This window comes from Pseudomonas sp. LJDD11 (genome assembly GCF_024584215.1).
Taxonomy (GTDB): domain Bacteria; phylum Pseudomonadota; class Gammaproteobacteria; order Pseudomonadales; family Pseudomonadaceae; genus Aquipseudomonas.
Genome location: NZ_JANJFL010000006.1, coordinates 132,589 through 155,633 on the forward strand (window position 1 = coordinate 132,589; position 23,045 = coordinate 155,633).

24 protein-coding genes and 1 tRNA gene are annotated in these 23,045 nt (G+C 60.1%); 22 read left to right on the forward strand and 3 right to left on the reverse strand.

The window, feature by feature from the left end; translation table 11 throughout:
• Positions 1-150 precede the first annotated feature (150 nt).
• Both NRB16_RS09920 and NRB16_RS09925 read right to left on the reverse strand, forming a co-directional pair.
• Positions 151-2,091, reverse strand: coding sequence for a methyl-accepting chemotaxis protein (locus NRB16_RS09920; protein ID WP_045482707.1), 1,941 nt, complete (start codon positions 2,089-2,091; stop codon positions 151-153).
• A 331-nt stretch (positions 2,092-2,422) separates the two neighbouring features.
• A tRNA-Leu gene (locus tag NRB16_RS09925) sits at positions 2,423-2,507 on the reverse strand.
• A gap of 121 nt (positions 2,508-2,628) precedes the next feature.
• Here NRB16_RS09925 and queA point away from each other — a divergent pair.
• From queA to NRB16_RS09955, 6 genes are all read left to right on the forward strand, one after another.
• Positions 2,629-3,693, forward strand: a complete 1,065-nt coding sequence (gene queA / locus NRB16_RS09930) for a tRNA preQ1(34) S-adenosylmethionine ribosyltransferase-isomerase QueA (protein ID WP_045482615.1) — start codon at positions 2,629-2,631, stop codon at positions 3,691-3,693.
• A 14-nt stretch (positions 3,694-3,707) separates the two neighbouring features.
• On the forward strand, positions 3,708-4,823 hold the full coding sequence (gene tgt / locus NRB16_RS09935; RefSeq protein ID WP_257106112.1) for a tRNA guanosine(34) transglycosylase Tgt: 1,116 nt from the start codon (positions 3,708-3,710) through the stop codon (positions 4,821-4,823).
• 52 nt (positions 4,824-4,875) lie between these two features.
• Entirely contained in the window at positions 4,876-5,217 is a 342-nt protein-coding gene (gene yajC / locus NRB16_RS09940; RefSeq protein WP_045482610.1) for a preprotein translocase subunit YajC, read from the forward strand.
• Positions 5,218-5,278: 61 nt separating this feature from the next.
• Positions 5,279-7,147 (forward strand): protein translocase subunit SecD, encoded by a 1,869-nt coding sequence (gene secD / locus NRB16_RS09945; protein WP_045482609.1) that lies wholly within the window; start codon positions 5,279-5,281, stop codon positions 7,145-7,147.
• A 9-nt stretch (positions 7,148-7,156) separates the two neighbouring features.
• On the forward strand, positions 7,157-8,071 hold the full coding sequence (gene secF / locus NRB16_RS09950; protein ID WP_257106058.1) for a protein translocase subunit SecF: 915 nt from the start codon (positions 7,157-7,159) through the stop codon (positions 8,069-8,071).
• A 110-nt stretch (positions 8,072-8,181) separates the two neighbouring features.
• Positions 8,182-8,718, forward strand: a complete 537-nt coding sequence (locus NRB16_RS09955) for a glycine zipper 2TM domain-containing protein (protein ID WP_045493718.1) — start codon at positions 8,182-8,184, stop codon at positions 8,716-8,718.
• A gap of 66 nt (positions 8,719-8,784) precedes the next feature.
• On the opposite strand, the gene suhB is transcribed toward NRB16_RS09955, so the two are convergent.
• Positions 8,785-9,600 (reverse strand): inositol-phosphate phosphatase, encoded by an 816-nt coding sequence (gene suhB, locus NRB16_RS09960; RefSeq protein WP_045482604.1) that lies wholly within the window; start codon positions 9,598-9,600, stop codon positions 8,785-8,787.
• A gap of 214 nt (positions 9,601-9,814) precedes the next feature.
• Here suhB and trmJ point away from each other — a divergent pair, with 214 nt between their 5' ends.
• The 16 genes from trmJ to hisS all read left to right on the forward strand — a co-directional run bounded on the left by trmJ (position 9,815) and on the right by hisS (position 23,010).
• Entirely contained in the window at positions 9,815-10,582 is a 768-nt protein-coding gene (gene trmJ, locus NRB16_RS09965) for a tRNA (cytosine(32)/uridine(32)-2'-O)-methyltransferase TrmJ (RefSeq protein WP_045482602.1), read from the forward strand.
• The gene (cysE, locus tag NRB16_RS09970; RefSeq protein WP_045482599.1) at positions 10,582-11,358 is read left to right on the forward strand and encodes a serine O-acetyltransferase; all 777 of its coding nucleotides are present in this window, start codon (positions 10,582-10,584) and stop codon (positions 11,356-11,358) included. The genes trmJ and cysE overlap by 1 nt, the downstream gene beginning before the upstream one ends.
• 143 nt (positions 11,359-11,501) lie before the next feature.
• Positions 11,502-11,999 (forward strand): Fe-S cluster assembly transcriptional regulator IscR, encoded by a 498-nt coding sequence (gene iscR / locus NRB16_RS09975; RefSeq protein ID WP_045482596.1) that lies wholly within the window; start codon positions 11,502-11,504, stop codon positions 11,997-11,999.
• Between the two features lie 44 nt (positions 12,000-12,043).
• Complete coding sequence (locus NRB16_RS09980; RefSeq protein ID WP_045482593.1) at positions 12,044-13,258, forward strand: IscS subfamily cysteine desulfurase; 1,215 nt, start codon at positions 12,044-12,046, stop codon at positions 13,256-13,258.
• 74 nt (positions 13,259-13,332) lie between these two features.
• Positions 13,333-13,719, forward strand: a complete 387-nt coding sequence (iscU, locus tag NRB16_RS09985; RefSeq protein ID WP_040261926.1) for a Fe-S cluster assembly scaffold IscU — start codon at positions 13,333-13,335, stop codon at positions 13,717-13,719.
• 54 nt (positions 13,720-13,773) lie between these two features.
• Complete coding sequence (gene iscA / locus NRB16_RS09990) at positions 13,774-14,097, forward strand: iron-sulfur cluster assembly protein IscA (RefSeq protein WP_045482587.1); 324 nt, start codon at positions 13,774-13,776, stop codon at positions 14,095-14,097.
• 11 nt (positions 14,098-14,108) lie between these two features.
• On the forward strand, positions 14,109-14,630 hold the full coding sequence (hscB, locus tag NRB16_RS09995; protein WP_045482584.1) for a co-chaperone HscB: 522 nt from the start codon (positions 14,109-14,111) through the stop codon (positions 14,628-14,630).
• 44 nt (positions 14,631-14,674) lie between these two features.
• Positions 14,675-16,537: a Fe-S protein assembly chaperone HscA gene (gene hscA / locus NRB16_RS10000; protein ID WP_253142432.1), complete on the forward strand. Its 1,863-nt coding sequence runs from the start codon at positions 14,675-14,677 to the stop codon at positions 16,535-16,537.
• A 3-nt stretch (positions 16,538-16,540) separates the two neighbouring features.
• The gene (gene fdx / locus NRB16_RS10005; protein ID WP_045482578.1) at positions 16,541-16,882 is read left to right on the forward strand and encodes an ISC system 2Fe-2S type ferredoxin; all 342 of its coding nucleotides are present in this window, start codon (positions 16,541-16,543) and stop codon (positions 16,880-16,882) included.
• Between the two features lie 18 nt (positions 16,883-16,900).
• Positions 16,901-17,101, forward strand: a complete 201-nt coding sequence (iscX, locus tag NRB16_RS10010; protein ID WP_045482575.1) for a Fe-S cluster assembly protein IscX — start codon at positions 16,901-16,903, stop codon at positions 17,099-17,101.
• A gap of 94 nt (positions 17,102-17,195) precedes the next feature.
• On the forward strand, positions 17,196-17,621 hold the full coding sequence (ndk, locus tag NRB16_RS10015; protein WP_045482572.1) for a nucleoside-diphosphate kinase: 426 nt from the start codon (positions 17,196-17,198) through the stop codon (positions 17,619-17,621).
• Between the two features lie 32 nt (positions 17,622-17,653).
• Positions 17,654-18,796, forward strand: a complete 1,143-nt coding sequence (rlmN, locus tag NRB16_RS10020; RefSeq protein WP_045482569.1) for a 23S rRNA (adenine(2503)-C(2))-methyltransferase RlmN — start codon at positions 17,654-17,656, stop codon at positions 18,794-18,796.
• A gap of 23 nt (positions 18,797-18,819) precedes the next feature.
• Complete coding sequence (gene pilW, locus NRB16_RS10025; RefSeq protein ID WP_257106060.1) at positions 18,820-19,578, forward strand: type IV pilus biogenesis/stability protein PilW; 759 nt, start codon at positions 18,820-18,822, stop codon at positions 19,576-19,578.
• Complete coding sequence (locus NRB16_RS10030; RefSeq protein ID WP_257106061.1) at positions 19,578-20,585, forward strand: RodZ family helix-turn-helix domain-containing protein; 1,008 nt, start codon at positions 19,578-19,580, stop codon at positions 20,583-20,585. Before pilW ends, NRB16_RS10030 begins: the two co-directional genes overlap by 1 nt.
• Positions 20,586-20,588: 3 nt before the next feature.
• A complete protein-coding gene (ispG, locus tag NRB16_RS10035) occupies positions 20,589-21,698 on the forward strand; it encodes a flavodoxin-dependent (E)-4-hydroxy-3-methylbut-2-enyl-diphosphate synthase (RefSeq protein ID WP_045482560.1) in 1,110 nt (369 codons plus the stop codon).
• Between the two features lie 22 nt (positions 21,699-21,720).
• Complete coding sequence (hisS, locus tag NRB16_RS10040) at positions 21,721-23,010, forward strand: histidine--tRNA ligase (protein ID WP_045482558.1); 1,290 nt, start codon at positions 21,721-21,723, stop codon at positions 23,008-23,010.
• Positions 23,011-23,045 lie beyond the last annotated feature (35 nt).

Sequence of the window (23,045 nt, forward strand, 5' to 3'; positions counted from 1 at the left end):
GGATTATTGGTGTACCCATTCCGGTGATCATCCTGATTGCCCTGTTGATGTGATGTCACCTGACGGCGGGCCTTAAAGCCCGCCGTCTTCATCTCAAGATTTGAAGCTGACTATTCCCGTAGGAGCGGCTTCAGCCGCGAAAACTTAGATTCAGGACTTGAAGCGCCCCACCAGTCCATTGAGTTCATCAGACAACTGCGACAAGCGGCCGGAGTCGGTCTGCGCCGAGTGCGCCAGGCTTTCCACCAGCCTTGCCTCGTCGTAGATCTGCTGGATATGCCGGTTAATGTCTTCAGCCACACTGTGCTGCTCTTCGGCAGCGGTGGAAATCTGCAGGTTCTGGTCACGGATCTCGTTGACCGACAACTGAATACCTTCAAAGCTGTCGCGCGCACTTTCAATCGATGCCACGCTGGCCTGCGACAGCTCCAGGCAACTGTGCATCTTCTGCGAAACCTCCTGGGTCTTGCCGCCCAACGTGCTAAGCAACTGATCGATCTCGCCGGTCGAGTCCGCCGTGCGCTTGGCCAGCGCGCGAACTTCATCGGCCACCACGGCAAAGCCGCGACCCTGATCACCGGCACGGGCGGCTTCGATCGCGGCGTTCAGCGCCAGCAGGTTGGTCTGCTCGGCAATCGCACGGATGGTGCCGAGAATCTGGTTGATGCTGCGGCTGCCTTCCTCAAGCTCGACCATCGCCTGCGACGACTCACTCAGGCGTCGGCCCAGCCGATTGACATGCTGGGTGCTCATCTCGATCTGCTGCTTGCCTTCGGCCACCCGGCTTTGCCCGCTCTCCGCCGACCCGGCAGCCGTGGTGCAGGCCCGCGCGACTTCGTTGGCAGTGGCGACCATTTCGTTGAACGCGGTGGACACCAGCTCAACGGCCTGGCGCTGACGGCCCGCCGCCTGATCCATATTATTGGCCACTTCGCTGTTGACCCGCGAAGCGTCCTGCAGATTGGCCGAGGCCGCACCGATGTGCTGAATCAACTGGCGGATGGCGGCGAGAAACTTGTTGAACCAGCCGGCCAGCTCTGCGGTTTCGTCCTTGCCCTGCACGTCCAGATTGCGGCGCAGATCGCCTTCGCCTTCGGCAATCGATTGCAAACCGGTACTGACTTGGCCGATCGGTTTGACGATCACCCGGGCAAATGCTGCTGCCAACGCCGCGAAGATCAGCACCAGGACCACGACGATGCCGACGATCAGGTAGGTGATATGCGTCGCCGCCGCCATGACTTCCTGATGCTCGATCAGGCCGATATAGCGCCAGCCAAGGCCCGGCGAGGTCCAGACGTTAGCCATGTAGCGCACGCCGTTGATCTCGACCTCGGTAGAGCCCTGAGTCGTGGCCGCCAGCTTGGCATACGGCTCGCCCAGGTCCTTGAGCGGCTTGAAGCCATGGCTCGGATCGCGCGGGTCGACCAGCACCACGCCGTCTTCGATCAGCATCACGTAGCCGCTTTCACCCAGCTTGATGCTCTTGACCAGCTCGGTGAGGTTTTTCAGCGAGACACTGACGACAAACACCCCCTTGGGTTTGCCAGCGGTATCCAGCATCGCCCGCGCACTGCCAACCAGTGCCACGGCGTCTTTCTCATAGTAATAAGCCGGTGTACGCACCGTTTTGCCAGGGCTGGCCATGGCCGCTTTGTACCAAGGGCGGCCACGTGGATCATATTTGGACAACTGCGGATCATCCGGCCACTTGGCATAAGTGCCGTCCTCCAGCCCGATAGACAGAATCGCCGCCGTCGGATGAGTCTCGCCATAGCGGGCAAACGCATCGATCACCTGCTTGGCCGCAGCTGGCAACGGCTGACTGGCCGCATCGGCAGGCTGATAGTTCTTCAGGCTGGCGACCGAGGTGTACTGCGGATCGGCGGCCATCTGGTCGACGTTGTGCTGGGTGCTGTCGAAAAACTGCCGGATATTGCCGTCGATCTGACGAATTTCACGGGTGCTGCTATCAATGAACTGATCGACCGCCTGCGAGCGGATGTTCAGCACTGAAATCACGGCAACCAGGCTCACAGGGATGAAAGCCACCAGTACAAAGGCCAGGACGAGTTTGTTCTTTATTTTCATTATGGCTACCACGGTCCGGTGTGAAGGGGTCAATGGGGCATCGCGGGTGGATGGTAGCCATTGGATATTGCAAATTATGTCGGCGGGGTGGAGGGAATCTTGATGGGGCGGGCGGGGTTGGTTCAGGGGGCGTTCATTAGCTTGGAGGAGCAGCGGGCGGCGATCCGTCTTGCTAGCGAAGGGGTCTTTAAGAACACTGGACATGCGCAGACTGTCGCGCCGCAACGCGTCATCAAGAAGCAAAGGGGTAAAAGACGCCCATAAAAAAACCGGCTCAACTGGCCGGTTTTTTATATCCAAGTCTGCTAGTTGACTTGGAGGTGCTGCTGTTTGGTGCCCCGAGGGAGACTCGAACTCCCACTCCTTTCGAAAACGGATTTTGAATCCGCCGCGTCTACCAATTCCGCCATCAGGGCTCAATGGCCGCGAAGTATAGGGAGCACTCGACGCTCGGTCAACCATGATTTTTGAGGGTTTTTTACTATTCAGGGCAAACCGGCTAAACTTCCCGGCCCTGCTGGACGACCCCCCACCATCATGCGTGTTGCCGACTTTACCTTCGATCTTCCCGATGCCCTGATCGCGCGTCATCCGCTGGCCGAGCGCCGCGGTAGTCGCCTGTTGACCCTGGATGGCCCCAGTGGCGCCCTGGCGCATCGTCAATTCACTGACCTGCTGGAGCATCTGCGCCCTGGCGACCTGATGGTGTTCAACAACACCCGGGTGATTCCGGCGCGGCTGTTTGGCCAGAAGGCTTCCGGCGGCAAGCTGGAAATCCTTGTCGAGCGGGTGCTGGACAGCCATCGCGTGCTGGCCCATGTCCGTTCGAGCAAATCGCCCAAGCCGGGTACTGCGATCCTGGTCGATGGCGGTGGCGAGGCGACCATGGTTGCCCGCCACGATACGCTGTTCGAGCTGGCGTTCGCCGAGCCGGTGCTGGCGTTGCTCGACCGGGTCGGGCATATGCCGCTGCCGCCTTATATCGATCGCCCTGATGAAGGCGCGGACCGTGAGCGTTATCAGACCGTGTATGCCCAGCGTGCCGGTGCTGTGGCGGCGCCCACGGCGGGGCTGCATTTCGACCAGCCGCTGCTGGAGGCGATTGCCGCCAAGGGCGTCGAGACCGCGTTCGTGACCCTGCATGTGGGTGCGGGCACCTTCCAGCCGGTACGCGTCGAGCGCATCGAAGATCACCACATGCACAGTGAGTGGCTGGAAGTCGGCCAGGATGTGGTCGATGCCGTGGCGGCGTGCCGGGCGCGCGGTGGCCGGGTGGTTGCGGTGGGCACCACCAGTGTGCGGTCGCTTGAAAGCGCTGCGCGTGATGGTGTTTTGAAGCCGTTCAGCGGCGATACCGATATCTTCATCTATCCTGGCCGACCCTTTCATGTGGTCGATGCGCTGGTGACCAATTTCCATTTGCCTGAATCCACGCTGCTGATGCTGGTTTCGGCGTTTGCCGGTTACCCCGAGACCATGGCGGCCTATGCGGCAGCCATCGAACAGGGTTACCGCTTCTTCAGTTACGGTGATGCGATGTTCATCACCCGCAATCCCGCGCCCACGGGGCCGCAGGAATCGATCCCGGAGGATCGTCCATGAGTCGCACCTGTCGTATGTCTTTCGAGTTGCTGGCCACCGACGGCAAGGCCCGTCGCGGTCGGCTGACGTTCCCGCGTGGCGTGGTGGAAACCCCGGCGTTCATGCCGGTGGGCACTTACGGTACGGTCAAGGGCATGCTGCCACGGGATATCGAGGCCATTGGTGCGCAGATCATCCTCGGCAACACCTTCCATTTGTGGTTGCGCCCGGGCACCGAGGTGATCAAGGCCCACGGCGACCTGCACGATTTCATGCAGTGGAAAGGCCCGATCCTCACTGACTCGGGTGGTTTTCAGGTGTTCAGCCTGGGCGCCATGCGCAAGATCAAGGAGGAGGGCGTGACCTTCGCCTCGCCGGTGGACGGTGCCAAGGTGTTCATGGGCCCGGAAGAGTCGATGCAGGTGCAGCGTGACCTGGGCTCGGACATCGTGATGATCTTCGACGAGTGCACCCCGTATCCGGCGACCGAAGATGTGGCGCGCACGTCCATGGAGCTGTCGCTGCGCTGGGCCAAGCGTTCGAAGATCGCTCACGGCGACAGCGATGCGGCGTTGTTCGGAATCGTCCAGGGCGGCATGCACGAGAACCTGCGCAAGCGCTCGCTGGAAGCGCTGGCCGAGATGGACTTCGACGGCCTGGCGATTGGCGGTCTGTCGGTGGGCGAACCCAAGCACGAAATGATCAAGGTGCTGGATTATCTCCCTGGCCAGATGCCAGCAGACAAACCCCGTTACTTGATGGGGGTAGGCAAACCCGAAGATCTGGTCGAAGGTGTACGCCGCGGCGTCGACATGTTCGATTGCGTGATGCCGACCCGCAATGCCCGCAACGGTCATCTGTTCATCGACACCGGTGTCCTGAAGATCCGCAACGCGTTCCATCGCCATGATGATTCGCCGCTGGATCCGACCTGTGACTGCTACACCTGCCAGAACTTCTCCCGCGCCTATCTGCACCATCTGGACAAGTGCGGCGAAATGCTGGGTAGCATGCTCAATACGATCCACAACTTGCGGCATTACCAGCGGCTGATGGCTGGTTTGCGCGAGGCTATCCAACAGGGTAAATTGGCCGACTTCGTTGAAGTCTTCTATGCCAAGCGCGGCCTTGCGGTACCGCCTCTGGACTGAAACCAAAGAGTTTTTCCTGCTTTACATACTAATTATGCAAATGGAGCGCTAAATGAGCTTTTTCATCTCTCCCGCTTTTGCGGACGGTGCAGCACCGGCAGCTGCCGCAGGTCCTGCGGGTTCCGGTTTTGAGTGGATCTTTCTGGTCGGCTTCCTGGTCATCTTCTATCTGATGATCTGGCGCCCGCAGGCCAAGCGTGCCAAAGAGCAGAAAAACCTGCTGGGCAACCTGCAGAAGGGTGATGAAGTGGTCACCGCAGGCGGTATCGCCGGCAAAATCACCAAAGTGACTGACGACTTTGTGGTTATCGAGGTGTCTGACAACGTTGAGCTGAAAATTCAGAAAGGCTCGGTTGTCGCCACTCTGCCAAAGGGCACTTTGAAGGCGCTCTGAGTTTCATATCTACCAATCGACGGGGCGCGCAAGGCGCCCCGCGTTCTAAGCGGGCGGCGTGATGCTGAACAAATACCCTCTGTGGAAATACATTCTGATCGTTGCAGTACTGGCGATCGGTTTCATTTATTCCGCACCCAATCTCTACCCTGACGATCCGGCTATCCAGATCACCGGCACGAGCACGGCCTTGCAGGTCAGTCAGGCGGATGTCGATCGGGCCAGCAAGGCGCTGACCGATGCCGGCATTGCCGTCAAGGGTGCTTCACTGGCTGAGAATGGCAAGGGCGGTTTGCTGCGTCTGACCAAGCAGGAAGACCAGTTGCCGGCCAAGGATGTGATCCGCAAAGCGTTGGGCGACGATTACGTCGTGGCGCTGAACCTGGCCCGGACAACTCCGGCCTGGCTGAGCAACCTGGGTGCAAGCCCGATGAAACTGGGCCTGGACCTGTCTGGCGGCGTGCACTTTCTGCTCGAAGTCGACATGGACAAAGCCATCGACGCGCGCCTGAAAGTCTACGAAGGCGAAGTCAAAACCCTGTTGCGCAAAGAGAAGGCGCGCTATCGCAGCCTGCCGCAGCAGAACAACGTCATCCAGCTGGGCTTCAGCGACGATGCCGAGCGTGAGCAGGCGCGTGCCCTGATCCGCAAGAATTTCACCGATTTCGAAGTGACCCCGTCCGAGCTTAACGGCATTGCCACGCTGCGCCTGGCGCTGACCCCGACCAAGCTGGCGGAGATTCGCGAATATTCGATCAAGCAGAACCTGACCACGGTCCGTAACCGGGTCAACGAGCTGGGCGTGGCCGAGCCGCTGGTTCAGCGTCAGGGCGCCAACCGTATCGTGGTCGAGCTGCCAGGCGTGCAGGACACTGCAGAAGCCAAGCGTATTCTCGGCAAGACTGCCAACCTGGAATTCCGTCTGGGTGCAGGTCCCGATGACAGCAAAGCCACCACCGAAATGTTCGAGTTCCGCGAGGGTGGCCGTCCGGCCGCTGCGGTCGAGCGTGCGCTGATCATCACCGGTGACCAGGTGACCGATGCTCAGGCCAGCTACGACGAACACGGTCGCCCACAAGTGAACATCAACCTTGATGGTCACGGTGGCGAACTGATGAGCCGCGCCACGCGCAGTAACGTGGGTCGCAGCATGGCGGTGATCTTTATCGAGCAGCGTCCGGTGACCACCTACGCCAAACAGGTTGTGGACGGGGTAGAGAAAGAAGTCCAGCTGCAGACCTTCAAGGAAGACAAGAAAATCATCAGCCTGGCGACCATTCAGTCGCCGCTGGGCAGTCAGTTCCGGATCACCGGTCTCAATGGCCAGGGTGAGTCTTCCGAGCTGGCCCTGCTGCTGCGTGCCGGTGGTCTGGCTGCGCCGATGTACTTCGCTGAAGAGCGCACCATTGGCCCGAGCCTGGGGGCTGACAACATTACCAAGGGCATCGATGCTTCGCTGTGGGGCATGTTGTTGGTGTCGCTGTTCATTATCGCCATCTACCGCTTCTTCGGTGTGATTGCGACCGTGGCCCTGGCCTTCAACATGGTGGCGCTGCTGGCCCTGATGTCCTTGCTGGGTGCGACACTGACCCTGCCAGGTATCGCCGGTATCGTCCTGACCATGGGTATGGCGGTCGACGCCAACGTACTGATCTTCTCGCGGATTCGTGAAGAGCTGGCCAACGGGATGACCGTGCAGCGGGCGATCAACGAAGGTTTCAACCGTGCCTACACGGCGATTATCGACGCCAACCTGACCAGCCTGCTGGTCGGCGGGATTCTCTATGCCATGGGTACCGGCCCGGTCAAAGGCTTCGCCGTCACCCTGTCTTTGGGGATCTTTACCTCCATGTTCACGGCCATCATGGTAACTCGCGCAATGATCAACCTGATCTATGGCGGGCGTGACTTCAAGAAGTTGTGGATTTAAGAGGCTGCCATGAAGTTATCAACCATCAACTTCATGGGCGTGCGCAACGTTGCGTTCGCCCTGACCATGCTCCTGACTATGCTGGCGTTGTTCAGTTGGTCCTACAAAGGGCTTAATCTGGGCCTGGACTTCACCGGTGGTACGCTCATCGAGCTGACCTACGAGCAGCCTGCCGACCTGGGTAAGGTGCGCCAGGAGCTGACCAATGCCGGCTACCACGATGCAGTGGTGCAGAACTTCGGCGCGACCACCGACCTGCTGGTGCGCATGCCCAGTGACGACCCGCATTTGGGCACCAGCGTTGCCGACGCATTGCGCAAGAATGACGCCGGTAACCCGGTGACGGTCAAGCGTGTCGAGTTCGTCGGTCCGCAGGTGGGTGAAGAATTGCGCGACCAGGGCGGCATTGCCATGCTCCTGGCGCTGGGCGGCATCCTGCTGTACCTGGCGTTCCGCTTCCAGTGGAAGTTCGGTGTCGGCGCGATTGTCTCGCTGGTTCACGACGTGGTCGTGACCATGGGTATCCTGTCGTTCTTCCAGATCACCTTTGACCTGACCGTGTTGGCGTCGGTGCTGGCGATCATCGGTTACTCGCTCAACGACACCATTGTGGTCTTTGACCGGGTGCGTGAGAACTTCCGGGTACTGCGCAAGGCGTCGCTGATCGAGAACATCAACATCTCCACCACCCAGACCCTGTTGCGTACCATCGCGACCTCGGTGTCGACCCTGCTGGCGATCATTGCGCTGTGGGCGTTTGGTGGCGACAACCTCGAAGGTTTCTCCATCGCATTGTTCGTGGGGGTTCTGGCGGGGACCTACTCGTCGATCTACATTGCCAACGTGGTGCTGATCTGGCTGAAACTCAGTGCTGAAGATCTGATTCCGCCGGTAACCACCGATAAGGTCGACGAACTGCCGTAAACGTCAGGCTTGTTCGAGAAAGGCGCGAGTGTTGAACTCGCGCCTTTTTTTATGCTCCAAGGCTGGGTAGAACGCAATAATTTTGCGCTTGAGAAGCTTTGGAGGTTCAAGTGAACAAGTCTCTGTTGGTGGGTGCCGTGTTGGGGGCCGTTGCTGTGACAGCCGGTGGCGCGTTTGCCACCTACAGTCTGGTCAAGGGACCTGAGTACGCTGATGTGCTGGCGGTCGAGCCGGTCAAACAGCAAGTCAAGACGCCGCGTGAGGTGTGCAAGGACGTGACCGTGACCCGCAAGGCGCCGGTCAAGGATGAGCATCAGATCGTCGGTACGGTGCTGGGTGCGGTGGCCGGTGGTTTGCTGGGCAACCAGGTCGGTGGCGGTAACGGCAAGAAAATCGCCACAGTGGCCGGTGCGGCCGGCGGCGGCTATGCCGGTAACAAGATTCAGGAAGGTATGCAGAATCGCGATACCTACACCACGACCCAGACTCGCTGCAACACAGTCAATGACATCAGCGAGAAGGTGGTTGGCTATGACGTGAAGTACCAGTTGGGCGACAAGACCGGCAAGGTGCGCATGAATGAAGAGCCAGGTAATCGTATTCCGGTCGACAAGAACGGCCAGTTGATTCTGGGCCAGGCCCAATAATCGGAATCACCTGATTCGGGCACAAAAAAACCGGTCATCAAGACCGGTTTTTTTATGCGGCTGCGATCAGCGTTTGATCGAAGCTGGCAGGTGTGGCGCGATGGAGGTCAGTACGGCCTTGAAGCACTTGGCGTTACCGGCAACCACATGGCCTTTTTCGAGGAATTCATGGCCGCCGGTGAAGTCGCTGACCAAGCCGCCAGCTTCTTGAATCAGCAGGGCGCCCGCAGCGATATCCCACTCGGACAGGCCCGACTCCCAGAATGCGTCGAAGCGACCCGCAGCCACGTAGGCCAGGTCCAGGCTGGCGGCACCGGCGCGGCGGATGCCGGCGGTCTGGCCGATCAGGCTGCGGAACATGCCCAGGTAGTTTTCCAGGTTATCCAGCTGGTTCTCGCGGAACGGGAAGCCGGTGCCCAGCAGTGCGCCTTCCAGGCTGCGGCGCGAGCTGACACGCAGGCGGCGGCCATTGAGGGCGGCGCCGCGGCCACGGCTGGCGGTGAATTCTTCCTGGCGAACAGGGTCCAGGACCACGGCGTGTTCCAGACGGCCACGGTATTTGCAGGCGATGCTGACGGCGAAGTGCGGAATGCCGCGTACGAAGTTGGTGGTGCCGTCCAGCGGGTCGATGATCCACAGGTAGTCGGCGCCTTCACCTTTGCCTGGGTGCATGCCGCTTTCTTCGCCGAGGATGCCGTGGTCCGGGTAGGCCTTGCGCAGTGCGGCGATGATGCTCTGCTCGGCAGCGCGATCAACTTCGCTGACGTAGTCTTTGGCTTCTTTTTCGTCAACCTTGATGGTATCCAGGCGCTCGATGGAGCGGAAAATCAATTCGCTGGCGTTGCGTGCGGCGCGCAGCGCGATATTCAGCATGGGCTGCATGGATAGGTCACCTAGGGCTGTTAAAGAGAGCCGGCCATTTTAGGGGCTGCGACAAATTATTTCCAGCGTGGTTTTGTTGCAGCGCTCCCCGGCAGACGAGTTGCAGCCCGTGTTCGTCCGTCGTCTGCGCGGCGAAGTGTCGCAAGCTTAATAGCGCAGGAACGCCTGTTTCTGTAAGATTTGCGCCCCTTGATTTTGTCAGTGAGCGCTTGCGGTGTTGCAGAACATTCGTGTTGTCCTGGTCGGTACCACGCACCCCGGTAATATCGGCGGGGCGGCCCGTGCCATGAAAAACATGGGCCTGACGCGCCTGGTGCTGGTCGAGCCGCGAGTCTTTCCGTCGCCGGAAGCGGATGCCCGAGCTTCCGGCGCCGATGACATCCTGGCGTCTACCCAGGTGGTGGCCAGTCTCGAAGAGGCGCTGACCGGTTGCAGTCTGGTGCTCGGCACCAGTGCCCGGGACCGCAGCCTGCCGTGGCCGATGCTTGACCCGCGCGAGTCCGGCGTGAAAGTCGTCGAGCAGGCTGCGCAAGGTCTGGAGGTGGCGCTGGTATTCGGTCGCGAGCATGCCGGCCTGACCAATGACGAGCTGCAGCGCTGTCACTTTCATGTTCACATTCCTTCCAATCCTGATTTCAGCTCGCTGAACCTGGCCGCTGCGGTTCAGGTGCTCAGCTATGAAGTGCGTACTGCCTGGCTGGCCGGGCAAGTGCCGGTTAATGCGCAGGCAAGTAATCAGCCTGCGCGTGAAAGCGAGCTGGCAACCATGGATGAGATGGAAGGTTTTTACGCGCATCTTGAGCAGACCCTGGTGGCCATCGGTTTTCTTGACCCTGAGAAGCCGCGCCACCTGATGGCGCGCCTGCGCCGCCTGTATGGGCGCAGTGAGGTCGAGCGACCGGAACTGAGTATCCTGCGGGGCATCCTGACGGAGACTCAGAAAGCAGCACGTGGTGAACCCCATAAGCGGAAGGATCAGTGATGTTCGAGCGTTTGCGAGAAGATATTCAAAGCGTTTTCCACCGTGACCCGGCGGCGCGCAATGCCTTCGAGGTTCTGACCTGCTACCCCGGCATGCATGCCATCTGGCTGCATCGTGGGGCGCACAAGCTGTGGCGTGCTGACTGCAAGCTGCTGGCGCGCATGGTTTCCAACTTCAGTCGCTGGCTGACCGGCATCGAGATTCACCCGGGGGCGAAGATCGGTCGGCGTTTCTTCATCGATCATGGGATGGGCATCGTGATTGGCGAAACGGCCGAGATTGGCGATGACGTGACCCTGTATCAAGGGGTTACTCTGGGCGGCACCAGCTGGAATGCCGGCAAGCGTCATCCGACGCTGGAAAATGGTGTGGTGGTCGGTGCCGGTGCCAAGGTGCTGGGGCCGTTTACGGTCGGGGCAGGGGCCAAAATCGGTTCCAATGCGGTGGTCACCAAGGCGGTGCCGGCCGGCGCGACGGCGGTGGGTATTCCGGGGCGGGTCATCGCCAAGCCAGACGATGAGACAGAGGCCAAGCGCAAGGCCATGGCTGAAAAGCTCGGCTTCGATGCTTATGGTGTCAGCCAGGATATGCCGGACCCGGTGGCGCGAGCGATCGGTCAGTTGCTCGATCACTTGCAGGCGGTCGACGTGCGCCTTGAGGGCATGTGTGGTGCGCTGAACAAGCTGGGCAGCGACTACTGCGCCGGTGAATTGCCGGAGTTGCGCGATGAGGTGTTCGACTGCGTCAAGGACAATCCGGCAAAGGCCAGCGCTTGAAATGTGTCATTGCAGTGCCATGTTTGCTATCATCCCGCCCGCTATTTCGCTGTAAGTCCGACTATTTTGCTCGGTTTTATAGTTGACTCAAATACTCGGGAATAGCATACTTGCACCTATTCTGAACCACCGCGGTACATGTCATGCGTCTGACTACCAAAGGCCGATACGCTGTCACAGCCATGCTGGATCTGGCATTGCATGCGCAGCACGGGCCAGTGTCACTGGCTGATATTTCTGAGCGTCAAGGCATTTCTCTGTCTTATCTCGAGCAGCTGTTCGCCAAACTGCGTCGCGGCAACCTGGTTTCCAGTGTGCGCGGGCCGGGTGGCGGCTACCAGCTCTCACGCGACATGCAGGGTATCCAGGTCGCTCAGGTGGTCGACGCGGTCAACGAATCGGTCGATGCCACCCGTTGCCAGGGGCTGGGTGACTGCCACGCCGGCGACACCTGTCTGACTCACCATTTGTGGTGCGACCTCAGTCAGCAGATCCACGAGTTTTTAAGCGGTATCAGCCTGGCGGATCTTGTCACTCGCCGTGAGGTACAAGAAGTCGCTCAGCGCCAGGATCAGCGTCGCTGCTCGAACACGAGCAACGTGTCGCAACTGGGTAAGATTGAAACGTCCGCCGTTGAATGAACGCAGATGAATGAGCGGTGCGCCTGCCTGATAGGAGATATGCAATGAAGTTGCCGATTTACCTCGATTATTCCGCGACGACCCCGGTCGATCCGCGTGTCGCCCAGAAAATGATGGATTGCCTGACGCTGGACGGCAACTTCGGTAACCCGGCTTCGCGCTCCCACGTGTTCGGCTGGAAAGCCGAAGAAGCGGTCGAGAACGCCCGCCGTCAGGTCGCCGATCTGGTTGGTGCCGACCCGCGTGAAATCGTCTGGACTTCCGGTGCCACCGAGTCCGACAACCTGGCACTCAAAGGTGTTGCGCACTTCTATCACACCAAAGGCAAGCACATCATTACCTCCAAGATCGAGCACAAGGCGATCCTGGACACCGCTCGCCAGCTGGAGCGCGAAGGCTTCGAAGTCACTTATCTGGAACCGGGCGAAGACGGCATCGTTACCCCGGCCATGATCGAAGCCGCACTGCGTGAAGACACCATTCTGGTTTCGATCATGCACGTCAACAACGAAGTCGGCACCATCACCGACATCGCCGCCATTGGTGAGCTGACCCGCTCGCGCGGCGTACTGTTCCACGTTGACGCCGCCCAGTCGCCAGGCAAGGTCGAGATCGACCTGTCGAAGCTGAAGGTCGACCTGATGTCGTTTTCGGCTCACAAGGCCTACGGTCCAAAAGGTATTGGCGCGCTGTACGTCAGCCGCAAACCGCGTGTGCGCCTCGAAGCGGCCATGCACGGTGGCGGTCACGAGCGCGGTATGCGTTCGGGCACCCTGCCAACCCACCAGATCGTCGGCATGGGTGAAGCCTTCCGCATCGCCAAAGAAGAGATGGCCGCCGAGAACGTGCGCATCAAGGCTTTGAGCGATCGCTTCTACAAACAGGTCGAGGACCTCGAAGAGCTGTACGTCAATGGCAGCCTGACCGCCCGTATCCCGCACAACCTGAACCTGAGCTTCAACTACGTTGAAGGCGAGTCGCTGATCATGGCGCTCAAGGATCTGGCGGTGTCGTCCGGTTCGGCCTGTACTTCGGCCTCGCTGGAGCCTTCCTACGTGTTGCGTGCCCTGGGCCGTAACGATGAGCTGGCGCACAGTTCGATCCGTTTCACCTTCGGTCGCTTCAGCACCGAAGAAGAAGTCGATTACGCGGCACAAAAAGTTCGTGAAGCGGTCACCAAGCTGCGTGCGCTTTCGCCGCTGTGGGACATGTACAAAGACGGTGTCGACATCTCCAAGATCGAGTGGGCGGCGCACTAATTTAAAGTCGCCCCCGGACAGGCCGCCATGCTGCGGCCTGTAGAGCGACTCCCTGATGTGAGAGGAACAGAATCATGGCTTACAGCGAAAAGGTCATCGACCACTACGAAAACCCACGCAACGTCGGCAAGATGGACGCTGAAGACCCGGACGTAGGCACCGGCATGGTCGGCGCTCCGGCGTGCGGCGACGTGATGCGTCTGCAGATCAAGGTCAACGAGCAAGGCGTGATCGAAGACGCCAAATTCAAGACCTACGGTTGCGGTTCTGCCATCGCTTCCAGCTCCCTGGCCACCGAGTGGATGAAGGGCAAGACGCTGGACGAAGCTGAAACCATCAAGAACACCCAGCTGGCCGAAGAGCTGGCCTTGCCACCTGTCAAGATCCACTGCTCGGTTCTGGCCGAAGACGCGATCAAGGCTGCAGTGCGTGACTACAAGCAGAAGAAAGGTCTGCTGTAAGTCGTCGCGGTCTATCGCTGGCGAAAACCAACCGGGACAATCCAAGGAGCTCCGATGTCTATCAGCATGACAGAAGCCGCGGCCAAACACGTGCGTCGCTCCCTCGACGGGCGTGGCAAGGGTGAGGGCATTCGCCTGGGTGTGCGTACCACGGGCTGTTCGGGTCTGGCCTATGTGCTGGAATTCGTCGATGCGACCGAGCCTGACGACACCGTGTTCGAATCCCATGGCGTGAAGGTCATCATCGACCCGAAGAGCCTGGTCTATCTCGACGGTACCGAGCTGGACTTCGTCCGCGAAGGGTTGAACGAAGGCTTCAAGTTCACCAACCCCAATTCGCGCGGTGAGTGCGGCTGTGGCGAAAGCTTCAACGTCTAAGGCGGGTGATCGTGGGTACTCCTTGTCATTTCGCGCTGTTTGATCTCAAACCGGATTTCGTCATCGATTCCGAGCAACTGGCGGGCCGCTACCGTGAGCTGGCGCGCAGTGTGCATCCGGACCGTTTTGCTGACGCTTCCGAGCAGGAGCAGCGCCAGGCGCTGGAGCGGTCGGCCAACCTCAACGAGGCCTACCAGACCCTAAAGAGTTCGCCGCGCCGTGCACGTTACCTGCTGACTCTGCAAGGCAACGAAGTGCCGCTGGAAGTCACGGTGCATGACCCGGATTTCCTGCTGCAGCAAATGGCGTTGCGTGAAGAGCTCGAAGACCTGCAGGACGATGCCGATGTGGCAGGCGTCGCGGTCTTCAAAAAGCGCCTCAAGACTGCCCAGGATGCCCTCAACGACAGCTTCGCCGCTTGTTGGAATGATGCTGCACAACGCGAGCAGGCTGAACGCCTGATGCGCCGTATGCAGTTTCTCGACAAGCTCTCCCAAGAAGTGCGCCAGCTCGAAGAGCGCCTCGACGATTAACCCCGTGCGGCCCTGGTCGCACGCCTGTGATTATTCTTAAAAGCATGGCCTTACTGCAGATCGCCGAACCTGGCCAGAGTCCACAACCGCATCAGCGCCGTCTGGCTGTCGGTATTGACCTGGGCACTACCAATTCGCTGGTCGCTGCACTGCGCAGCGGTCTTTCCGAGCCACTGCCCGATGAAAACGGCCAGGTCATCCTGCCGTCCGCGGTGCGTTATCACGCTGACCGTGTTGAAGTCGGGCAGGCTGCCAAGGCAGCGGCGCCACAGGACCCGCTCAACACCGTGCTGTCGGTCAAGCGCCTGATGGGCCGCGGCCTGGCTGACGTCAAGCAGCTGGGTGAGCAACTGCCGTACCGCTTTGTCGGTGGTGAGTCGCACATGCCGTTCATCGACACCGTGCAGGGCGCCAAGAGCCCGGTGCAGGTCTCGGCTGACATCCTTAAAGTTCTGCGCCTGCGCGCTGAAGCGACGCTGGGCGGCGAACTGGTGGGGGCGGTGATCACCGTGCCGGCCTACTTCGACGATGCCCAGCGCCAGGCTACCAAAGATGCTGCGCGGCTGGCCGGTCTGAACGTACTGCGTCTGCTCAACGAGCCGACCGCTGCTGCCGTTGCCTATGGTCTGGATCAGAACGCCGAAGGCGTAGTAGCTATCTACGACCTGGGTGGCGGCACTTTCGATATTTCCATCCTGCGCCTGACCGGCGGTGTCTTTGAAGTGCTGGCCACTGGCGGTGATACTGCGCTGGGCGGCGACGATTTCGACCACGCCATCGCGCAGTGGATCATCAGCGGTGCAGGGCTGTCGTCCGACCTGGCCCCAGCCGACCAGCGCAGCTTGCTGCAAGTCGCCTGCGCTGCCAAAGAAGCACTCACCGACGCTGATGTTGTGCCGGTGGTCTATGGTGACTGGCGCGCTGAGCTGACCCGCGATGCGTTCAACGCCCTGATCGAGCCGATGATTGCCCGCAGCCTCAAGGCGTGCCGGCGCGCCCTGCGCGACTCGGATCTCGAAGTCGGCGAGGTGAGTGCCGTGGTGATGGTCGGTGGCTCGACCCGCGTGCCGCGTGTTCGCGAAGCGGTCGGCGAGTTGTTTGCTCGTCAGCCGTTGACCGATATCGACCCGGATCAGGTGGTGGCCATCGGGGCTGCGATCCAGGCTGATACGCTGGCTGGCAACAAGCGAGACGGTGGCGAGCTGCTGTTGCTCGATGTGATCCCGTTGTCGCTGGGGCTTGAGACCATGGGCGGGTTGATGGAGAAGGTCATTGCCCGTAACACCACCATCCCGGTGGCGCGTGGCCAGGAATTCACCACCTACAAAGACGGCCAGACCGCCATGATGATTCATGTGCTGCAGGGCGAGCGTGAGCTGATCAGTGATTGCCGTTCGCTGGCGCGCTTTGAACTGCGGGGCATTCCGCCGATGGTCGCTGGTGCGGCAAAGATCCGCGTGACGTTTCAGGTGGACGCCGACGGTCTGCTCGATGTCTCCGCCCGTGAGCTGGGGTCGGGGGTTGAGGCCAGTATCCAGGTCAAGCCGTCTTACGGCCTCACCGATGGCGAAATCGCCCGGATGCTCAAGGACTCCTTCCAGAACGCCGGCCAAGACAAAGAGGCCCGCGTACTGCGCGAGCAGCAGGTCGATGCCGAGCGCCTGCTCGAAGCGGTTGAAGGTGCGCTTGAAGTCGACGGTGAGCGCTTGCTCGACGAAGAAGAGCGGCTGGTGATCCGGCTGCAGATGGACGAATTACGTGAATTGATGCAAGGCACCGATGGGCTGGCCATCGAGCAGCAGACCAAGCGTCTGTCGCAGGTGACCGATGCATTTGCTGCCCGCCGCCTGGATTCGACGGTCAAAGCCGCACTGGCGGGGCGCAACCTGAATGATATTGAGGAATAACTGATGCCGAAGGTGACTTTTCTGCCCCATGCGGAGCATTGTCCGGAGGGGATGGTCGTCGAGGCCGCGCCTGGTACGACGATTCTGGATCTGGCCCACGAGCATCACATCGAGATCGAGAGCGCCTGCGGTGGTGTGTGTGCCTGCACCACCTGCCATTGCGTGATTCGCAAAGGTTTCAATTCGACCGGCGAGCTTGATGAGCTTGAAGAAGACATGCTCGACAAGGCCTGGGGCCTGGAAGCGCAGTCGCGCCTTGCCTGTCAGGCCACTGTCGGTGATGAAGACATCACGGTCGAGATTCCCAAATACTCGCTCAACCACGCCGCCGAAGCGCCGCACTGATTCCTGAGGGGGATATTCATGAGTCTTAAGTGGGTTGATGTGCAGGAAATCGCGATCCAGTTGGCCGAGAGCAAGCCGGACGTCGATCCGCGTTACGTTAACTTCGTCGATCTGCGCAACTGGGTGACCCAGTTGCCCGGGTTCGAAGACGACCGTGATCGTGGCGGCGAGAAGGTCCTTGAGGCCATCCAGGCGTTGTGGATCGAAGAGGCTGACTGATCCTGCAACGGATCTTGTTAGGCAATACTCCATAACCCGCGTATAATTCGCGGGTTTAATTTTTCGCTTTAATTTCTGTTTCTGGAGTTTCACCATGGCTGTTCAACGTACTTTCTCCATCATCAAGCCAGACGCCGTTGCCAAGAACGTGATCGGCAAGATCACCACTCGCTTCGAAGACGCCGGTCTGCGCATCGTTGCCTCGAAAATCAAGCAACTGTCCAAAGCCGAAGCCGAAGGCTTCTACGCTGAGCACAGCGAGCGCGGTTTCTTCGGTGACCTGGTTGCCTTCATGACTTCCGGTCCTGTTGTTGTTCAGGTTCTGGAAGGTGAAAACGCTATCGCTCGCAACCGTGAGCTGATGGGCGCTACCAACCCTAAAGAAGCTGCTGCCGGCACTATCCGTGCTGACTTCGCCGAGTCCATCGACGCCAACGCCGTTCACGGTTCGGACTCCGAAGCTGCTGCTGCTCGCGAAATCGCTTACTTCTTCGCAGCTACCGAGGTAACCGCTCGCTAAGCCTTCGGGTTTACAGAGCGCAGGGTGAATCCATGATCGCGACCACTGGTAAAACCAACTTGCTGGGTCTGACCCAACAGGAAATGGAAAAATTCTTCGAGTCAATCGGGGAGAAACGCTTCCGTGCCGGGCAGGTCATGAAGTGGATTCACCACTTTGGCGTCGATGATTTCGACGCCATGACGAACGTCAGCAAGGCCTTGCGTGAAAAACTCAAGAGCTGTGCCGAGATTCGTGGTCCTGAAGTCGTCAGCGAGGACATCTCCAGCGACGGCACCCGTAAATGGGTGGTGCGCGTGGCGTCCGGCAGCTGCGTCGAGACGGTCTTCATTCCCCAGGGCAAACGCGGCACTTTGTGCGTTTCGTCCCAGGCAGGCTGTGCCCTGGATTGCAGTTTCTGCTCCACCGGCAAGCAAGGCTTCAATAGCAACCTCACCGCCGCCGAAGTGATCGGCCAGGTGTGGATTGCCAACAAATCCTTTGGCAGCGTACCCGCCACCATCGACCGTGCCATCACCAACGTGGTGATGATGGGCATGGGTGAGCCGCTGCTGAATTTCGACAATGTCATTGCTGCCATGCGTCTGATGATGGATGACCTGGGCTATGGCATTTCCAAGCGCCGGGTGACGCTGTCCACCTCCGGCGTGGTGCCGATGATCGACGAGCTGGCCAAGCACATCGATGTGTCGCTGGCCCTGTCGCTGCACGCGCCCAATGATGCGCTGCGCAACAAGCTGGTACCGATCAACAAGAAGTATCCGTTGAGCGTGCTGCTCGACTCGTGCCGCCGCTACATGTCCGCACTGGGCGAGAAGCGCGTACTGACCGTCGAGTACACCTTGCTCAAGGACGTCAACGACCAGCCCGAGCATGCGGCTGAAATGATCGAGCTGCTGCGCGACACACCGTGCAAGATCAACCTGATCCCGTTCAACCCGTTCCCGCACTCCGGTTACGAGCGCCCGAGCAACAACGCGATTCGCCGTTTCCAGGACATGCTGCATCAGGCTGGCTACAACGTCACCGTACGCACCACTCGTGGTGAAGACATCGACGCGGCCTGCGGCCAGCTGGTGGGCCAGGTCATGGACCGGACCCGGCGCAGCGAGCGTCATATCGCCGTTCGTGAGCTGGCTGCCGAAGCCCGGCAGGGGCAATCCGCCGCTTCTTGAACCTGACTGCGAAGAGAGACTCCATGTCTGTGCGTGCCTCGTTGCTGTTATGTATCGCCATCCTGCTGGCCGGTTGTGTTTCATCGGGTGATGTCAACCCGCTGTCGACCAGCAAAGGGCGTGACGAGGCGCTTCAGGCTTATGTCCATCTGGGCATTGGTTATCTCCAGGAAGGGCAGACCGAGCGGGCCAAGGTGCCCTTGAAAAAGGCCCTGGAGCTCAACGCCAGGGATCCTGACGCCAACGCGGCACTCGCTCTGGTCTTCCAGGCCGAGATGGAGTACGCCCTGGCCGATCAGTATTACCTCAAGGCGATTTCCGCCAGCAGTAACAACTCGCGAATCGTCAACAACTACGGCAGTTTCCTTTATGAGCAGCGCCGCTTTGACGAAGCGTACGCGCGTTTTGAGCAGGCCGCTGCTGATAACCTGTATCCTGAGCGCTCGCGGGTATTTGAAAGCCTGGGTATGACTGCGCTGCAACTGGGCAAGCGCGAACTGGCGCGTGAGCATTTCACCCGTGCCTTGCGGCTGGACCGTCGCCAGCCACGTGCCTTGCTGGAAATGGCTGAGTTGAACTACGAGCAAGGGCACTATGTGCCGTCGCGTGATTTCTACGAGCAGTTCAGCCAGCTCAGCGAGCAGAATGCCCGCAGCCTGTTATTGGGGCTGCGCCTGGCGAAGATCTACGAAGACCGTAACAAGGCAGCCAGTTATGGGCTGCAGTTGAAAAGACTCTATCCCGGCACGCCGGAATATCAGCAATACCTGTCGGAGCAATGATGAAAGCGGCGCATCCCGAAGTTGTAGCAGCCAGTCACCAGAATCCTGGGGAAACCCTGCGCCAGGCTCGTGAGCATCGGAACTGGTCTTTGCCTGATGTGGCGCTGAGGCTCAATCTCACTGTCGGCTCTCTGAATCACGTTGAGAACGGCGCTTTCGACAAACTTCCAGGACATACCTTCGCTCGTGGTTATGTGCGCGCCTACGCCAAGCTGCTGGAGCTGGACCAGGCTGCGCTGGTGGCGCAGTTTGATCAATATACCGGCACCAACGGCAAGGGCAGTGACGTACACGCGCTGGGCCGCATTGAAGAACCTGTGCGCCTGTCCCACAACATTCTGCGCATCGTCAGCCTGTTGTTGCTGGTGGTGCTGGTAGGTGGCGGTTTTCTCTGGTGGCAGGACCAGGCTGCGATGCGTGGCAAGGACCTGGCCGGTCTGGTGCTTGAACACGTCGAGGTCGAGAGCGCGGACGGCACCACCCAGATTCACCCGATCGACGAGCCACGGCCGCAAGCGGCGCCAGAGTCTGCCGCACCCGCCAATAGTGCGCCCTTGCCACTGATCACCGAGGCTCCGGCTACTGACAGCGCGCCAGCCCAGAACAGCGCCGCAGCACCTGCAACGGTTCCTGCCGCTCCTGTGGCGCCCGCCAGCACCGCTGTCGCGCCAGCGCCAGCCGCTACTGCGCCAGCGCCTGCCACACAGCCTGCTCCTGTGGCGTCGGCACCGGCCAGCACCGAGACCATCGCGCCGATCCTGCCGGGTTCTGGTCAGGTCAGCGTCAAGTTCACCGCCGATTGCTGGACCCAGGTCACCGACGGCAACGGCAAGGTGCTTGCCAGCGGCCTCAAGCGCAAGGGCGAAAACCTTGAAGTCAGCGGCAAACCGCCGCTTTCATTGCGTCTGGGCTATGCCCGTGGCGCTGAAGTCAGCTACAACGGACAGCCTGTAGATGTGGCTCCATTTACCAGTGGCGAGACCGCTCGCCTGAAACTAGGGCAATAAGTCATGCACGGCCAATCCCCCATCAAGCGTCGCGAATCCAGAAAGATCTGGGTTGGTTCGGTTCCTGTCGGTGGCGACGCACCGATCGCCGTACAGAGCATGACCAACAGTGATACCAACGATGTAGCGGCCACTGTCGCGCAGATCAACCGTCTGGAAGCCGCCGGCGTGGACATCGTGCGGGTGTCGGTGCCAGACATGGACGCTGCCGAGGCGTTCGGGCGTATCAAGCAACTGGTTAAAGTACCGCTGGTTGCCGATATTCACTTCGACTACCGGATTGCCCTGCGTGTGGCCGAGCTGGGTGTCGACTGTCTGCGTATCAACCCCGGCAACATCGGTCGTGAAGACCGGGTCAAGGCGGTGGTCGATGCGGCTCGTGACCGGGGTATCCCGATCCGGATTGGCGTCAACGCCGGTTCCCTGGAAAAAGACCTGCAGAAAAAATACGGCGAGCCGACCCCGGCAGCGTTGGTCGAGTCGGCGCTGCGCCATGTCGAACACCTCGATCGTCTGGATTTCCAGGACTTCAAGGTCAGTGTCAAGGCGTCGGACGTGTTCATGGCGGTCGAAGCCTATCGGCAGTTGGCCAGGCAGATCGTCCAGCCGCTGCACCTGGGTATCACCGAGGCCGGTGGCCTGCGTTCAGGCACAGTGAAATCTGCCGTAGGGCTGGGTATGCTGCTTGCCGAAGGAATTGGCGATACTATCCGCATCTCGCTGGCTGCCGATCCGGTAGAAGAGGTCAAGGTCGGCTACGACATCCTCAAGTCGTTGCACTTGCGTTCGCGTGGCATCAACTTCATCGCCTGCCCGAGTTGCTCGCGGCAGAACTTCGATGTGGTCAAGACCATGAACGAACTCGAAGGCCGCCTCGAAGACCTGCTGGTGCCGCTGGACGTGGCGGTCATCGGCTGTGTGGTCAACGGTCCGGGTGAGGCCAAGGAAGCACATATCGGCCTGACCGGTGGCAGCCCGAACCTGATCTACATCGACGGCAAGCCTGCCCAGAAGCTGGGCAACGACAACCTTGTGACCGAACTCGAGCGCCTGATTCGCGAGAAAGCGGCCGAAAAAGCAGAAGCCGACGCCGCTGTCATCGCGCGCGGTTAATCAAGATTGCTAAGGATTTTTTGTGAGTAAGTCTCTGCAAGCCATTCGTGGCATGAACGACATCCTGCCCGAGCAGACCCCGCTGTGGCGCTATTTCGAAGGCACCGTTTCGGGCCTGCTGGACAACTACGGCTATCGCCAGATCCGCATGCCGATCGTCGAGTTCACCGAGCTGTTCAAGCGCTCGATCGGTGAAGTCACCGATATCGTCGAGAAAGAGATGTACACCTTCGCCGATCGTAACGGCGACTCCCTGACCTTGCGCCCCGAAGGCACAGCGGCCTGTGTGCGTGCCGTGCTGGAGCACGGTATCACCGGTGGTGGCCAGGTCCAGAAACTGTGGTACATCGGCCCGATGTTCCGTCACGAGCGGCCACAGAAAGGCCGTTATCGCCAGTTTCATCAGATTGGCGTCGAAGTGTTCAACCTCGACGGCCCGGACGTCGATGCCGAGCTGATCGTGCTCACCTGGCGGCTGTGGGGCCAGCTGGGTATTCGTGATGCAGTCAAACTGGAACTCAACAGCCTGGGCACCAGCGAAGCCCGTGCCCGCTACCGAGATGCGCTGGTCGAGTTCCTCTCGGCGCGTCATGAGCAACTGGACGAAGACAGCCAGCGCCGCCTGACCACCAACCCGCTGCGTATTCTGGATACCAAGAACCCGGACACCCAGGCGTTGCTGGTCGATGCGCCGAAGCTGGCCGACTACCTCGACGAGGAGTCGCGGATTCACTTTGACGGCCTCAAGGCGCGTCTGGACGCCGCTGGCATTCCGTATGTCATCAATCCGAAGCTGGTGCGCGGCCTGGATTACTACAGCAAGACCGTATTCGAGTGGGTCACCGACAAGCTTGGTGCCCAGGGCACCGTATGCGCCGGTGGACGCTATGACGGCCTGGTCGAGCAGATGGGCGGCAAGCCGACTGCCGGTGTCGGGTTCGCCATGGGCATCGAGCGCCTGGTATTGCTGCTGGAAACCCTTGAGCAGATCCCGGAAGATCTCGCCCGTCAGGTCGATGTCTACCTGTGCGCCTTTGGCGAGGCCGCCGAGCTGGCAGCCTTGACCCTGACCGAGCAGGTTCGTGATCGTCTGCCGGGCCTGCGCCTGCAGGTCAATGCTGGCGCCGGCAGCTTCAAGAGCCAGTTCAAGAAGGCTGACAAGAGCGGTGCGCTGTTCGCTCTGATTCTCGGGGAAGAAGAACTGGCCAACCGGCAGATCGGCGTCAAGCCGCTGCGCGGCCAGGGTGAGCAACAGAATATTGCCTGGGATGCTCTCGCCGAGTACCTGGCGGCCAGCCTGGCACAGGCGTGAAACGGATAAACAGCAGATTAGGCTTATAGGAGTAT

Excerpts from the sequence above, each read along its gene's own strand:
- suhB (WP_045482604.1), bottom strand. The coding sequence starts at position 9,600 with ATGCAGCCCATGCTGAATATCGCGCTGCGCGCCGCACGCAACGCCAGC.
- iscX (WP_045482575.1), top strand. The coding sequence starts at position 16,901 with ATGAGTCTTAAGTGGGTTGATGTGCAGGAAATCGCGATCCAGTTGGCC.
- hscA (WP_253142432.1), top strand. The coding sequence starts at position 14,675 with ATGGCCTTACTGCAGATCGCCGAACCTGGCCAGAGTCCACAACCGCAT.
- queA (WP_045482615.1), top strand. The coding sequence starts at position 2,629 with ATGCGTGTTGCCGACTTTACCTTCGATCTTCCCGATGCCCTGATCGCG.
- iscR (WP_045482596.1), top strand. The coding sequence starts at position 11,502 with ATGCGTCTGACTACCAAAGGCCGATACGCTGTCACAGCCATGCTGGAT.
- NRB16_RS10030 (WP_257106061.1), top strand. The coding sequence starts at position 19,578 with ATGAAAGCGGCGCATCCCGAAGTTGTAGCAGCCAGTCACCAGAATCCT.
- iscA (WP_045482587.1), top strand. The coding sequence starts at position 13,774 with ATGTCTATCAGCATGACAGAAGCCGCGGCCAAACACGTGCGTCGCTCC.
- iscU (WP_040261926.1), top strand. The coding sequence starts at position 13,333 with ATGGCTTACAGCGAAAAGGTCATCGACCACTACGAAAACCCACGCAAC.
- rlmN (WP_045482569.1), top strand. The coding sequence starts at position 17,654 with ATGATCGCGACCACTGGTAAAACCAACTTGCTGGGTCTGACCCAACAG.
- ndk (WP_045482572.1), top strand. The coding sequence starts at position 17,196 with ATGGCTGTTCAACGTACTTTCTCCATCATCAAGCCAGACGCCGTTGCC.
- secD (WP_045482609.1), top strand. The coding sequence starts at position 5,279 with ATGCTGAACAAATACCCTCTGTGGAAATACATTCTGATCGTTGCAGTA.
- cysE (WP_045482599.1), top strand. The coding sequence starts at position 10,582 with ATGTTCGAGCGTTTGCGAGAAGATATTCAAAGCGTTTTCCACCGTGAC.
- NRB16_RS09920 (WP_045482707.1), bottom strand. The coding sequence starts at position 2,091 with ATGAAAATAAAGAACAAACTCGTCCTGGCCTTTGTACTGGTGGCTTTC.
- ispG (WP_045482560.1), top strand. The coding sequence starts at position 20,589 with ATGCACGGCCAATCCCCCATCAAGCGTCGCGAATCCAGAAAGATCTGG.
- secF (WP_257106058.1), top strand. The coding sequence starts at position 7,157 with ATGAAGTTATCAACCATCAACTTCATGGGCGTGCGCAACGTTGCGTTC.
- NRB16_RS09980 (WP_045482593.1), top strand. The coding sequence starts at position 12,044 with ATGAAGTTGCCGATTTACCTCGATTATTCCGCGACGACCCCGGTCGAT.
- tgt (WP_257106112.1), top strand. The coding sequence starts at position 3,708 with ATGTCTTTCGAGTTGCTGGCCACCGACGGCAAGGCCCGTCGCGGTCGG.
- yajC (WP_045482610.1), top strand. The coding sequence starts at position 4,876 with ATGAGCTTTTTCATCTCTCCCGCTTTTGCGGACGGTGCAGCACCGGCA.
- pilW (WP_257106060.1), top strand. The coding sequence starts at position 18,820 with ATGTCTGTGCGTGCCTCGTTGCTGTTATGTATCGCCATCCTGCTGGCC.
- fdx (WP_045482578.1), top strand. The coding sequence starts at position 16,541 with ATGCCGAAGGTGACTTTTCTGCCCCATGCGGAGCATTGTCCGGAGGGG.